Origin of the sequence: Borreliella californiensis (assembly GCF_014205885.1) — a bacterium.
Classification (GTDB): Bacteria; Spirochaetota; Spirochaetia; order Borreliales; family Borreliaceae; genus Borreliella; species Borreliella californiensis.
Map to the genome: position 1 here is coordinate 336,162 of NZ_JACHFB010000001.1, position 13,311 is coordinate 349,472.

Genomic DNA, 13,311 nt, shown 5'->3' on the forward strand with positions numbered 1-13,311 from the left:
ATAATAAACATTATGAGGAATTTAATTGATGCCATCTTAAGAGATAATAAAAATTTTGTTTTTCTCTTTATATTTTTTATTATTGCTTCTCATTTAAATTCTGCCACTGTAGGCCTTGCTTCATGGTATGGCGAAGCTTTTCATGGTAAAATTACTGCTAATGGCGAAAAATTTGATATGATGGCGCTTACTGCTGCTCACAAAGAATTACCTTTTAATACTACCGTAAGGGTTACAAATCTTTTAAATAATAGAGCAGTTGTTGTAAGAATTAATGATAGAGGTCCTTTTAGAAAAGATAGAATAATCGATTTGTCAAAACATGCCGCTGAGAAGCTTGATTTTTTAGGAATAGGAGTTGCTCCTGTAAAAATTGAAGTAATTAGTGCAAATGAAAAAAAACCTTCTATATCAAAATCTAGTGATTTTAAAAAAATATTTAATACTCCTGAGATTGAAGAAGAAAAAACTAAGCAATCAGATGAGAATATTTCTATTAAAAATAAATCTTCAGATTTATTAGCAGATCGCTCAGGTTCTGCTGACAAAGAAATAGACTTTTACATACAAGTTGGATCTTATAGAAAAAAAGATTATGCTGATAGGACTTATCGAATATTAAAAAAAGCAGGTCTTTTTGTTGTAGTAAATTCTCATGGTCCGTTTTATACTGTTTTTGTTCCCACTAATGCTGATGATGTTCAAAGAAATATAGAGCTTATTAAATCTGCTGGATATAAAGATACTTTAATAAGAAAAACCAAGGTTCCAGGCGAGAGCCTTGTTATGGATTGATTTTTTTTAAATTATTTTTTTATTAAAATTATTTGTTGACTTTTAAAAATTTTATGATTATGTCCTTTATTGCCAGTCCTTTTTGGGTATTTTTTTATTTTAAAAATTGCAATATTGTTTTTAGAAACTTAAATTTATTACGCGACTGTTTTACTTTGCTTAAATTTATATTTTATTATTATATAGTTTATTATGAAGTTTTTATTTGATATTCCTCTTCCAATTATGATTTTGGCTCCAATGGAGGACGTTACCGATACTGTTTTTAGAAATTTAATTCATTTAATAGGATCTGAAGAAGGAGAACCGCATATTTATTTTACTGAATTTATTTCTACAAAAGGAATTTTAAATGGATCAAAACAATCTATTCAACATATTTTTTTAAAGCCCAATGAACTTAATAGGCCTTTAATTGCTCAAATTTGGGGCAATGTTCCTGAGCAATTTTATAGAGCAATAGAAATATTAGCGGGCATGGGGTTTTGGGGAATTGATATTAATATGGGTTGTCCTAAGAGCAAAATAATTAAAAAAGGAGTCTGTTCAGCTTTAATTAATAATAAATCTTTAGCTAAAGAAATAGTTCTTGCAAGCAAAGAAGCTTGTGCAAGATTTAATTTGCCTCTTAGCGTTAAGACCAGGCATGGATTTTCATATCCAGAAGTTGATGATTGGCTGGGGTTTTTGTTAGGCTTTGAAATTGATATGTTAACGGTTTATCCAAGACTTGCTGTTAATCAGAGCAAAGGTCCTGTTAATTTTGATATTTTTTATGAACTTGTTAAATTACGAAATAATCTTAGTCCTTCTACTCTTATTATTGGCAATGGGGATGTTTTGAGTCTCAAGGATGCTAGATATTATGTTGATAAATATTTAATTGATGGGATTATGTTTGGTCGTGGAATTTTTGAGAATTTAAATTTATTTAAGCCTTCTTCAAAACACTTTTTAGATAGTAATTTGAATTTTAGGTTAAATATATTAAAATTCCATATAAAGGATTTTCATGCTACTTGGGGACTTGAAAAAGATTTTAATAAACTTAAAAAATATTTTAAGATATATTTTACTGATAAGGAAAGACAGAGTAAATATTTCTCAAATCTTATAAATTCAAAAACTTATGAAGAGCTTTTTGAAAATTTAAAAGTTATTGAGGAGATGGTAGGAGATTTTTAAAACGATGAATTGTAGAACTCTTGAAAAATATGACCCTAAGGGATTTGAAGATGAAATTTACACTAAGTGGCTTAAAAATAATGTTTTTTTACCAGATAATTCTTTATTTGAAAAATTTAGTATGGTTGCACCTCCTCCCAATGTAACTGGCGTGCTTCATATGGGGCATGCTCTTAATTTTGTTTTGCAAGATGTTCTTGTAAGGTATAAAAGAATGAAAAGACACAATACCTTGTGGCTTTTTGGCACAGATCATGCAGGAATAGCAACACAGGCTGTTTTTGAAAAACATCTTAAAAAAATTGGTAAAAGCAAGGATGATTTTGAAAGAGAAGAGCTTGTTCAAGAAATTTTTAAATTAAAAGATAGGCATAGAGGTATAATTGTTAATCAGATAAACAAACTTGGGGCTACTTATGATCACTCAAGGGAAAGATTTACTCTTGATGAGAGCCTTTGTAAGGCTGTTAACAAGGTTTTTAAGGACCTATATTCTAAAGGTTTGATTTATAGGGGAGAGTATCTTGTTAATCTTGATCCTGGATCTGGAAGTGTTGTTAGTGATGAAGAGATTGAATACAAAGAAGTTGATGGTAAGCTTTATTTTGTTAAATATTTTATTGATGACTCTTCTTTTATTGAGATTGCAACAACTAGGCCTGAGACAATGTTTGGGGATACTGCTATTGCTGTTAATCCTGATGATGAGAGATATAAGTCTTTAGTTGGCAAAGAAGTTACAATTCCTTTGACAACTAAAAAGATAAAAATTATTGCAGATTTTTATGTTGACAGTGCTTTTGGCACTGGGGCTTTAAAAGTTACTCCTGCGCATGATCCTAATGATTTTGAAATTTCAAAGAGGCACAATATTTCTAAGGTTAATATTTTAACTCAAGATGGAAAACTTAATAAAAATGTTCCTTTGCAATATCAAGGATTGAGCGTGAAGGATGCAAGATTTAAAATTGAGACAGAGTTAATGGAAAAAGGTTTTTTGCAAGATGTTAAGAAGCATAGACAACAGGTTGGGCATTGTTATCGCTCAGGTGAGGTTGTTGAGCCTTATTTGTCTACTCAGTGGTTTGTAAGAATGAAGCCTTTGGCAGACAAAGCTTTAAATGCTTTAGAGAGTGGAGATTTAAGATTTTACCCTAAAAAGTGGGAAAATACATATAAATATTGGTTGTCAAATATTAGAGATTGGTGTATATCAAGACAGCTTGTTTGGGGACATAGAATACCGGTTTGGTACAATGTTGATACATCTGAACTTATTGTTAGTGATACTGATCCTTCTTTAGATGAAAAGAATATGGGCAAGAGATTTGTTCAGGATCCAGATGTCCTTGATACTTGGTTTTCTTCTTGGCTATGGCCTTTTTCTTCACTTGGATGGCCCAATGTTACTGTTGATTTTGAAAATTATTATCCAACAAATACTCTAATAACAGCTTACGATATAATATTTTTTTGGGTTGCAAGAATGGTGATGGCAGGATTAGAATTTACAGGGCAAATTCCTTTCAAAGATGTTTATATCACACCTCTTTTGCGTGACAAGCAAGGTAAAAAAATGTCAAAGTCCTTGGGCAATGGAATAGATCCTCTTGATATTATTCATGAGTATGGAAGTGATTCTTTGCGGTTTACTTTATCCTTTTTGTCTGTTCAGGGTCAAGATTTAAATATTGATGCTAAAGATTTTATGTTTGGAGCTAAGTTTGCAAACAAAGTCTTTAATGCTTCTAAATTTATTCTTTTAAATTTAAAAAATAGAAAAATATTAAATGATTTGAAATTTAACGACATTGACAAATGGTTATTTACAAGCTTAAATTCTACCATTTTTGGTGTAGAGTCTTCTTTTGCAAATTATAAATACAATGAAGCTTCAAAATTTGTTTATGAGTTTTTTTGGAATGATTTTTGTGATTGGTATATTGAAATTAGCAAAATTGATTTAAATAGTGAAAATATTGATATTCAAAATATGGCTATATCTAAGTTGCTATTCTTTCTTAAGAAAGCATTGTTAATTTTACATCCGTTTATTCCTTTTGTTACAGAAAAAATTTATTCTGAATTTTCAGAAAAGGAAGATATTTTAGCCTTAAATGAATATCCAAGTTTTGATATTGCTAATAATTTTCAAGAAGAATTTGAAAATTTTAAATTATTGAAAACTTTCATTATAGCTATTAGAACACTTAAGAGCGAATTTAATATACCTGCTAGCATTGAAATTGATGTTGCGTTGAAGTTTGATGCTGATTTTAAATATGAGGAATATTTTAAGATGAATGAAAGCATTGTAAAAAGAATGATTAATTTTAAAAATATATTTTACAATGAAAATTATGATGGCATGCTTGGTGTAGCTGCAGTTGGTTTTGAAATTTATGCAGATGTTAAGTCATTGATAGATAAAGCTAAAGAGTTGATAAGGCTTGAAAAGCAGCTTGAAAAATACAAAATGCTCAATATTTCTGTTTCAAAGAAACTTGAAAATAAAAATTTTTTAATGAATGCTCCTAAGGAAATTATTGAATCTGAAAAATTAAAATTTATAGAATTTTCTTCTTTAATTAATAAAATAAATAGTTATATTATTAATTTGAAAAATTTGTAAAAAAAGTTGAAAATTATTATGTAGTGAAAATTGGCTATGATTAACTTTTCAGCAAAATGCTATTAGAAATAGCATTTTGAATCTTTAATTATCATTTAATATTTGAGAAGATAGGAAGTTTGAATCTTGTAGTTTCATGAAACTGTTTATTATTGTTGGTACATCTTCTTCTTTAATGTAAATTGATGGAAAAGTTTTTTTTTGGTCGAAGATAAAATCGAAATCAAGAATTAAATAAATTTGATTGCTTTTTCGAGTTGCGCTTAGCTTTAATTCAAAATCATCGTCGTCTTTGTATCGTTTATAGGGATTTTCTTTGATCATTTTTGTCTCTAATAATATGATTTCATTTTCTTTAATATTTTTTGGTTTGCTATCAAATAAGCTTAGACTTTTAATTATATTACTAGTATTCAAAAGATTGAAAAAGCTGAAATTCCTTCTATATCCATTTTCTTTTAGGATAAGCTTAACTTCTGAATCGTGATCTTTAATATATGGTCCGTTATGTTCAATTTCAATAATGCCCTCAAGGCTTGCATTATTTAGAACTTCGGAATATTTTTCTTTTTTTATTAGTATATCTTGTATAAAGAACAAGTCTTTGATTGTGTCTTTTGCAAAAACATAATTATTAGATATTAAAAAGATTAAGACTATAACAAATATTATTCTTTTCATTAAAATTCTCCTTATGTCATTTGATAGTATATCATATTTGTTTGAAATGATTTTTATCGGCTTTTATTAAAAGTAATTTTTTAAATTTTTTGAGCTTTTATCATATGTCTTTTATTGCCAAATCCTTTTTCTATGTAAATATATTTGAAATTAGCAAGTTTTAAGCCATCTTTTACAATTCTTGCAGAGGAAAATGTTGAAAGCTTGCATTCTGGACTGCTTTTCTCAGAAATTAAATTGAAGATTTCGTTGTTCCACATTGCAGGATTCTTTTTAGGATTAAATCCATCTAAAAACCAGTATTCTACATTTTTTGGAATTTCTTTGATTTTTATTTTAGCGTCTCCAATTAAAATTTTTAAATTAACGTTTTCTGTTATTTTTAGTTTTAAATTTTTTTTTGGAATTTTAGAATAATTTTTTAACATTAACTTAAAATAAGCAGTTTCTTTAGCAAAGAACTTTGAAATTTGCGTTATTGTTCTTTTTTCGAGTGGAAATTTTTCTATAGAATAATAATTAATTTTTGATGTTATGTTGTTTTCTTTTATGAATTTTAAAAGACATATAAAGTTTAATCCTGTTCCAAATCCCAATTCTGCTATTAAAAGCTTTTTTTTTGTTTTTAATTCTAAATCTAGATTGCAGCCTTTAATAAATGTATAAAAACTCTCCTCAATTCCATACTTTGGATTGTAATAGATGTCATCGAATTTGCTTGAATATATGGTTTTTTCTTTAAAAATTGGCTTTTTCATTTAATTTCATTTTTTCAAGCTTACAAAATTTTGTAAGCTTGAAATTTTTAATTTGATTGATCAGAATAATAAGTTTTTATGTATAAATTTGTAATTTTTATTAAATATTGCAATTTTAAAAAAATTGACTTATAAATATTTGCAAATTTTAGTAATTCTTCTTTTAAAAATAGAAAACTTTCTGTCACTTTTACTTTCTCTTTAAGTTGTTGTAGCTTTTCTTATTCATACTAAAACTCGAACCTTATTTTTCAATAATTTTTATAAAATTATTTTATAAAATAAAAATTAAAGCTAAGTAGCTAAACTTAGCTTTTTACTCTTCTATTATTGCAACTATTTCTTTTGCTTTTAGTATTAAATGTTCTTTATTCTCGATTTTTACAGCAGCTCCTGCATACTTTTCATAAAGCACAGTATCACCAATTTTTACAGTGATCTCTTCTTTGTTAGAACCAACAGCTACAACTGTTCCAATATTTGTTTTTTCTTTTGCATTCTCTGGTATGTAAAGTCCTGAGATTGTTTTACTCTCAGCTTCTTTGATTTTTATTAAAACTCTATCAGCTAACGGTTTAATATTTTTCATTTCAAACATCTCCTTATGTTAATAATATTAAATATACGAAAAAATTGAGAGTTGAGTCAATATATTTATATGGTGCTTGAAAATTAAATTAATTTTCAAGATAATTTTGTTATTAGAATATCAATTTTAGGCAGGGTGATGGTTTGATAACTGTAAGTAATTTAGAAGTTGCATTTGGGGAGAGAGTTTTATTTAAAGATGTAAATATTAAATTTTCTTCTGGAAATTGTTATGGAATAATTGGTGCTAATGGAGCAGGAAAAAGCACTTTTTTAAAAGTATTAGGGGGAACGATTGAAGCCAGTAAGGGCGAAATATCTATCCCTAAAAATCAAAGAGTAGCAGCTCTTGAGCAAGATCAATTTGCTTATGATGCATATAAGGTTATCGATACTGTTATTATGGGTCACAAAAGACTTTATTCTGTTCAAAAAGAAAAAGATGAAATTTACAGTAAACTTGATTTTACTGATGAGGATGGGATTAGAGCAGGGGAGCTTGAAGCAGAATTTTCAGAGCTTGGAGGATACGAGGCCGAATCGGATGCAGCAGTTCTTCTTAAAGGTCTTGGAATAGATGAGTCAATTCATGATAATTTAATGGGGGATGTTGAAGGGGCTTTGAAAGTTAGAGTTCTGTTAGCTCAAGCGCTTTTTGGTGATCCTGATATATTGCTTCTTGATGAGCCTACCAATAACCTTGATTTACAATCTGTTAAATGGCTAGAGGAGTTTTTAATTAATTTTGAAAATACGGTTATTGTTGTATCTCACGATAGACATTTTTTAAATCAAGTTTGTACTCATATTGTTGACATTGATTATGGAAAGATTCAAGTATATCTTGGAAATTATGATTTTTGGTATGAAACAAGTCAGATTTTAAATAAGCAACTAAAAGATGCTAAAAAGCGATCTGAAGATAAAATTGCTGAACTTAAGACATTTATTCAAAGATTTTCTAGTAATGCATCTAAGTCTAGGCAAGCAACATCAAGGAAAAAGTTAATTGAAAAAATAAGGGTTGAAGATTTAAAACCTTCTTCAAGGAAGTTTCCTTATGTTAATTTCAAAAGCGAAAGAGAGCTTGGCAAGAATGTTCTTACAATTAAAAATTTAATAAAAGAATTTGAGGGGAATTTAATTTTAAATAAATTTAGCATTATTATTGAACCCCAGCAAAAGATTGTTTTTTTGGGAAATCCTATGTTTGCAACTTTTTTGTTTGATATTATTACAAATGAAGATAGAAATTATAAAGGTCATTATGAATGGGGATCTACTGTTAATTTTTCATATTTTAATAAAGATAATGGGAAATACTTTGATTTAGATTTAAATTTGGTTGATTGGTTGCGTCAGTATTCAAAAGAACAAGATGAAACTTATATTAGAGGATTTTTAGGTCGAATGCTTTTCAGTCAAGATGAGGCTTTAAAGAAGGTAAATGTTCTCTCAGGAGGAGAAAAAGTAAGATGCATGCTTGCTAAGGCTATGCTTAGCGGGGCTAATGTTTTAATACTGGACCAGCCTACAAATCATTTAGATCTTGAAGCAATTACATCTTTAAATGCCGGGCTTAAAGAGTTTAAAGGAGTTATTCTTTTTACATCACATGACCATCAATTTATAGATACTGTTGCTAACAGAATTATTGAGTTTACTCCAAGCGGAATAATTGATCGATATATGACTTTTTCTGAGTATGTTGATGATGCTAAGATTAGGGATCTGAGAAATGATCTTTATGGTAATAATGCTGGTTTTAGGCTTTAGTAGTAGTTTTTTAAAAATGCAAAAGGTTTTTTATTTTGAGAGGTCTATTTTTTATATTTGTGTTTTTGGCTTCTTTTTCAAGGCTTTATTCTGGCATTAATTTATATTTTCAAAAAGCATTAACTGGTAAAGTTGCAGGCAATCCAATTATTGATGAAAAACGTGATACTATTACGGTTTTAACAAAAGATAGATGGTTGACCACTTATACAATGTCATTTGAGAAAAAATATTCTTATAGGCTAAATAGAATGCCATATTCTTATCTTTTGAAAGATTTTGATAATGGGTATTATGTTATTACAGTTAGAAATGAGGTTCAAAAGATCAGAAGAGGAAAGCTAGTTTGGAAGCATAAGCTTGATTTTTCCCCTTTGAGTGCTCCTGCTATAGGAAATGTTAGCATTTTAGTTCCCCTTGTTAATGAAAAGGTTGTTTCTATTGATTTAAATAGTGGGAAAAAAATGTTTGAGGTTAACATAGGTGGTAGGCCTGCTACTTCTCCTGTAGTTTTTGATAATGGGGATTTTTGTGTTGCAAGTGAAAATGATGAAATATTTTTGTTTGATTCTTTGGGTAATAAGAAATGGTTTTCCAGGTTGGTTGCTTTCCCTTTTTTGTTAATGATAAATACAAAAAAAGAGATAGTTGTTGGGCATAAGTCAGGCCATATTGTTGCTTATGGGAGAGATTTTGGGGAAGTTGTTGGCTCTATTAAGTTAGACTTTCCCATTAATTTTTTGTTTGAAAAGTTTAATGGTGAATATGTTGCAATTTCAAGTGTTGGTGTGTTTTTTGATTTGAATAGAAACTTTAAGCTTAAATTCAAAAAAAAAACGAAATTTGAGATTGAGAAAGCTGTTCTTTATAATAATAGAAATCTTTTAATTTCAACCAAATCAAATGGAATTTTGTCTTTTGAAGAAGATTTTGATGTATCTTTTTCAGATACTAAACTTAAGGGCTTGTCAGGACTTAGTGCTAATTCAGGCATTATTGTCTTAGGGGGAGGTGATTGGGTTCTTAGTACTTATTATTACGAATATGAGAAAGAGCTTGATGTTAGTGTTTGGAACCATTTTGAAGGCAATAAATATAATCAAGGCAGAATAGATTTAAAAGAAAAACGTTTTATAGATTATGATAAAAATTATTTACTTCTTGAAGAGATCCTTAATTCTAATTATAGTGATGATGCTTATAATAAATTTTTAGAGATTTTGGATTTTCTTGTAGCTGAACATGGAAATTTTCCCACAAAATATTTAAATTTATATGAAAAAGCTTTTAATGTATGGCTTTTGTCAGAAAAGAGATTTGATAGAATTGCTTCAAGAGGCAAGCTTTATAGATATTTTTTATATGTTAATGATGAGGCTTCAATTAAGAGTTTTATTAATTTGGCAATTAGAGAGAGAGATATTAATAATATAATTACCATAGTGCAAACTATTACTAAATTTGAAAGTTATTATGGGCAAGATTGTATTATATATAATTACATCCAAAATATAGTGTTAAATTATCAAGGCAATTTAGAAATAGCTTATTCTGTGATTTTAAATTTGAGAAATATAATTTTAAATTCAACAGCCAAACTTCTTAGCCTTTGTAAGCATAAGTATATAAAGTTATTAATGTTTATGAGGAGGCAAAATTTTTCTGAAAATATTAACAAGTATATTAATGAAATTATTTCAAGCATTCAAGATATTTCAAATATTCAAGATTAAATTAGCTGTTTTGCATATAAATCCGATTGTGTTAAAATTAGGTTTAAATTGGTGAATTTAGTTGGCAAGGTAGATTATAATTAAATATAGGAGAATTTCTTTTATGAAAAAAATGTTACTAATCTTTAGTTTTTTTCTTATTTTTTTGAATGGATTTTCCCTTAATGCAAGGGAAGTTGATAGGAAAAAATTAAAGGACTTCGTTAATATGGATCTTGAGTTTGTAAATTATAAAGGTCCTTATGATTCTACAAATACATATGAACAAATAGTGGGTATTGGAGAGTTTTTAGCAAGACCGTTGACCAATTCTAATAGTAATTCAAGTTATTATGGTAAGTATTTTATTAATAGATTTATTGATGATCAAGATAAAAAAGCAAGTGTTGATGTTTTTTCTATTAGCAGCAAATCAGAGCTTGACAGTATATTGAATTTAAGAAGAATTCTTACAGGGTATTTAATAAAGTCTTTTGATTATGACAGGTCTAGTGCAGAATTAATTGCTAAAGTTATTACAATATATAATGCTGTTTATAGAGGAGATTTGGATTATTATAAAGGGTTTTATATTGAGGCTGCTTTGAAGTCTTTAACCAAAGAAAATGCAGGTCTTTCTAGGGTTTACAGTCAGTGGGCTGGAAAGACACAAATATTTATTCCTCTTAAAAAGGACATTTTGTCTGGAAATATTGAATCTGATATTGATATTGACAGTTTGGTTACAGATAAGGTGGTAGCGGCTCTTTTGAGTGAAAATGAAGCAGGCGTTAACTTTGCAAGAGATATTACAGATATTCAAGGCGAAACTCATAAGGCAGATCAAGATAAAATTGATACTGAATTAGACAATATCCATGAAAGTGATTCCAATATAACAGAAACTATTGAAAATTTAAGGGATCAGCTTGAAAAAGCTACAGATGAAGAGCATAAAAAAGAGATTGAAAGTCAGGTTGATGCTAAAAAGAAACAAAAGGAAGAACTAGATAAAAAGGTGATCAATCTTGATAAAGCTCAGCAAAAATTAGATTCTGCTGAAGATAATTTAGATGTTCAAAGAGATACTGTTAGAGAGAAAATTCAAGAGGATATTAACGAGATTAACAAGGAAAGGAATTTGCCAAAACCTGGTGATGTAAGTTCTCCTAAAGTTGATAAGCAACTGCAAATAAAAGAGAGTCTAGAAGATTTGCAAGAGCAGCTTAAAGAAGCTAGTGATGAAAATCAAAAAAAAGAAATTGAAAAGCAAATTGAAATCAAAAAAAGTGACCAAGAGCTTTTAAAAAGCAAAGATGATAAAGCATTAGATCTTGATCTAGAATTAACCAAAGCTTCTGGTAAAGAAAAGAGTAAAGTCAAGGAAGAAGAAATACCCAAAGGTAAATCACGGGCAAGTTTAGGCGATTTGAATAATGATAAAAACCTTATGTTACCCGAAGATCAAAAATTACCCAAAGATGAAAAATTGGATAGTAAAAAAGAATTTAAACCTGTTTCTGAGGTTGAAAAATTAGATGAGATTTCTAAGTCTAACAATAATGAGGTTGGCGAATCATCACTGTTAAATAAGCTTTCTTATGATGACATTGATTCAAAAGAGGAAGCAGATAATAAAGATGTTAATTTGCAAAAGAATGAGCCTCAAGTTAAAGATCAAGCTATTTCTTTGAATAAAGATTTGACTACTATGTCTATAGATTCCAGCATTCCTGTATTTTTAGAGGTTATAGATCCTATTACAAATTTAGGAACTCTTCAGCTTATTGATTTAAACACTGGTGTTAGGCTTAAAGAAAGCACTCAGCAAGGCATTCAGCGGTATGGAATTTATGAGCGCGAAAAAGATTTGGTCGTTATTAAAATGGATTCAGGAAAAGCTAAGCTTCAGATACTTAATAAGCTTGAAAATTTGAAAGTGGTATCAGAGTCTAATTTTGAGATTAATAAAAATTCATCTCTTTATGTTGACTCTAAAATGATTTTAGTAGCTGTTAGGGACAAGAATGATAGCAATGCTTGGAGATTGGCCAAATTTTCTCCTGAAAATTTGGATGAGTTTATTCTTTCAGAGAATAAAATTTTGCCTTTTACTAGCTTTTCTGTGAGAAAAAATTTTATTTATTTGCAAGATGAGTTTAAAAATCTAGTTGTTTTAGATTTAAATACTTTAAAGAAAGTTAAATAACTTTACAGTTTTATTAAATTTGTGTAAATTGTTAAAAACTAAAGAAGCTAAAAACAAAAGTTTTTAGCTTCTTTAACATTTTTTCGGGATGGTGGGATTCGAACTCACGATCCCCTGCTCCCAAAGCAGGTGCCTTAGCCACTAGGCCACATCCCGAATAAAGCGCACCAATTAGGACTCGAACCTAAAACCTACAGATTAGAAGTCTGTTGCTCTATCCAATTGAGCTATTGGTGCGTTTTAAATTCTATTGATGAGTATATCATTTTGAAAAATCCTTGTCAATAAAGTCTAGATACCTTTACTTTGTATATTTTTTATTTTTGTTTTGTGTTTATAATGTTTTATAATTTTTTTATGATTAATCTTGATTTGATTGTTGATGAAACTTTGTTTAGATATCCTGATGTTAAACCTTTTTTAAATTACAAAAACACTTATGAACTTTTAATAATGGTTATTTTAAGTGCAAGAACAACAGATAATTTGGTGAATAAAATTTCTCCACATCTTTTTGAAAGGTACGAGAATTTTGAAAGTTTATCAAGGGCAAATGTAAGAGATGTTGAAAAATTAATTTATAAGACCGGTTTTTATTCAAGAAAAGCTAAAAATATTATAAATTGCTCTATTGATATTTTGGAAAAATTTAATGGCGTTATTCCAAATAATATTTTTGATCTTGTTAAGCTACCTGGAGTAGGTCGAAAAACAGCAAATGTTATTCTTGGATCTGTTTATAATAAGCCCGCAATTATTGTAGATACTCATTTTAGCAGAGTTGTTAAAAGACATTCTCTTTCTTTGGAAAATTCTCCTATTAAGATTGAGTTGGATCTAAAAAGAAGAATAAAGCCTTGTAAGCAGTATAGATTTTCTATGGCTATCAATAAGCATGCAAGAGAAATTTGTACTTCTAGAAATGTAAGTTGTGATAATTGTTTTTTAGAAAAATTTGCTCCAAGAGTTTGTTAA

The 13,311-nt window shown here is 28.6% G+C and carries 10 protein-coding genes and 2 tRNA genes; 7 read left to right on the forward strand and 5 right to left on the reverse strand.

Annotation, left to right across the window (positions count from 1 at the left end; translation table 11 throughout):
- Positions 1–12 precede the first annotated feature (12 nt).
- The 3 genes from HNP67_RS01620 (at position 13) to valS (ending at position 4,612) form a co-directional block, all read left to right on the forward strand.
- Positions 13–795 carry a septal ring lytic transglycosylase RlpA family protein gene (locus tag HNP67_RS01620; RefSeq protein ID WP_184124341.1) on the forward strand — a complete coding sequence of 261 codons (783 nt, stop codon included), beginning with the start codon at positions 13–15 and terminating at the stop codon, positions 793–795.
- A 192-nt stretch (positions 796–987) separates the two neighbouring features.
- Positions 988–1,980 (forward strand): tRNA dihydrouridine synthase, encoded by a 993-nt coding sequence (locus HNP67_RS01625; protein WP_184124343.1) that lies wholly within the window; start codon positions 988–990, stop codon positions 1,978–1,980.
- 4 nt (positions 1,981–1,984) lie between these two features.
- Positions 1,985–4,612, forward strand: coding sequence for a valine--tRNA ligase (gene valS / locus HNP67_RS01630; RefSeq protein ID WP_184124345.1), 2,628 nt, complete (start codon positions 1,985–1,987; stop codon positions 4,610–4,612).
- Positions 4,613–4,696: 84 nt separating this feature from the next.
- On the opposite strand, the gene HNP67_RS01635 is transcribed toward valS, so the two are convergent.
- From HNP67_RS01635 to groES, 3 genes are all read right to left on the reverse strand, one after another.
- Positions 4,697–5,293, reverse strand: a complete 597-nt coding sequence (locus tag HNP67_RS01635) for a hypothetical protein (protein WP_184124347.1) — start codon at positions 5,291–5,293, stop codon at positions 4,697–4,699.
- An 80-nt stretch (positions 5,294–5,373) separates the two neighbouring features.
- Positions 5,374–6,051, reverse strand: a complete 678-nt coding sequence (mnmC2, locus tag HNP67_RS01640) for a tRNA (5-methylaminomethyl-2-thiouridine)(34)-methyltransferase MnmC2 (protein WP_184124349.1) — start codon at positions 6,049–6,051, stop codon at positions 5,374–5,376.
- Positions 6,052–6,367: 316 nt separating this feature from the next.
- Positions 6,368–6,640, reverse strand: coding sequence for a co-chaperone GroES (gene groES / locus HNP67_RS01645; protein WP_184124351.1), 273 nt, complete (start codon positions 6,638–6,640; stop codon positions 6,368–6,370).
- Positions 6,641–6,783: 143 nt separating this feature from the next.
- Between groES and HNP67_RS01650 the strand changes: the two genes are divergently transcribed.
- From HNP67_RS01650 to HNP67_RS01660, 3 genes are all read left to right on the forward strand, one after another.
- Entirely contained in the window at positions 6,784–8,415 is a 1,632-nt protein-coding gene (locus tag HNP67_RS01650; protein WP_184124353.1) for an ABC-F family ATP-binding cassette domain-containing protein, read from the forward strand.
- 35 nt (positions 8,416–8,450) lie between these two features.
- A complete protein-coding gene (locus HNP67_RS01655) occupies positions 8,451–10,148 on the forward strand; it encodes a PQQ-like beta-propeller repeat protein (protein ID WP_184124355.1) in 1,698 nt (565 codons plus the stop codon).
- Positions 10,149–10,251: 103 nt separating this feature from the next.
- A complete protein-coding gene (locus HNP67_RS01660; protein WP_184124357.1) occupies positions 10,252–12,336 on the forward strand; it encodes a P83/100 family protein in 2,085 nt (694 codons plus the stop codon).
- Between the two features lie 83 nt (positions 12,337–12,419).
- Here HNP67_RS01660 and HNP67_RS01665 read toward each other — a convergent pair.
- Together HNP67_RS01665 and HNP67_RS01670 are read right to left on the reverse strand one after the other, a co-directional pair.
- A tRNA-Pro gene (locus HNP67_RS01665) sits at positions 12,420–12,492 on the reverse strand.
- Positions 12,493–12,499: 7 nt separating this feature from the next.
- Positions 12,500–12,573, reverse strand: a tRNA-Arg gene (locus HNP67_RS01670).
- A 102-nt stretch (positions 12,574–12,675) separates the two neighbouring features.
- Here HNP67_RS01670 and HNP67_RS01675 point away from each other — a divergent pair.
- Complete coding sequence (locus tag HNP67_RS01675; protein WP_184124359.1) at positions 12,676–13,311, forward strand: endonuclease III domain-containing protein; 636 nt, start codon at positions 12,676–12,678, stop codon at positions 13,309–13,311.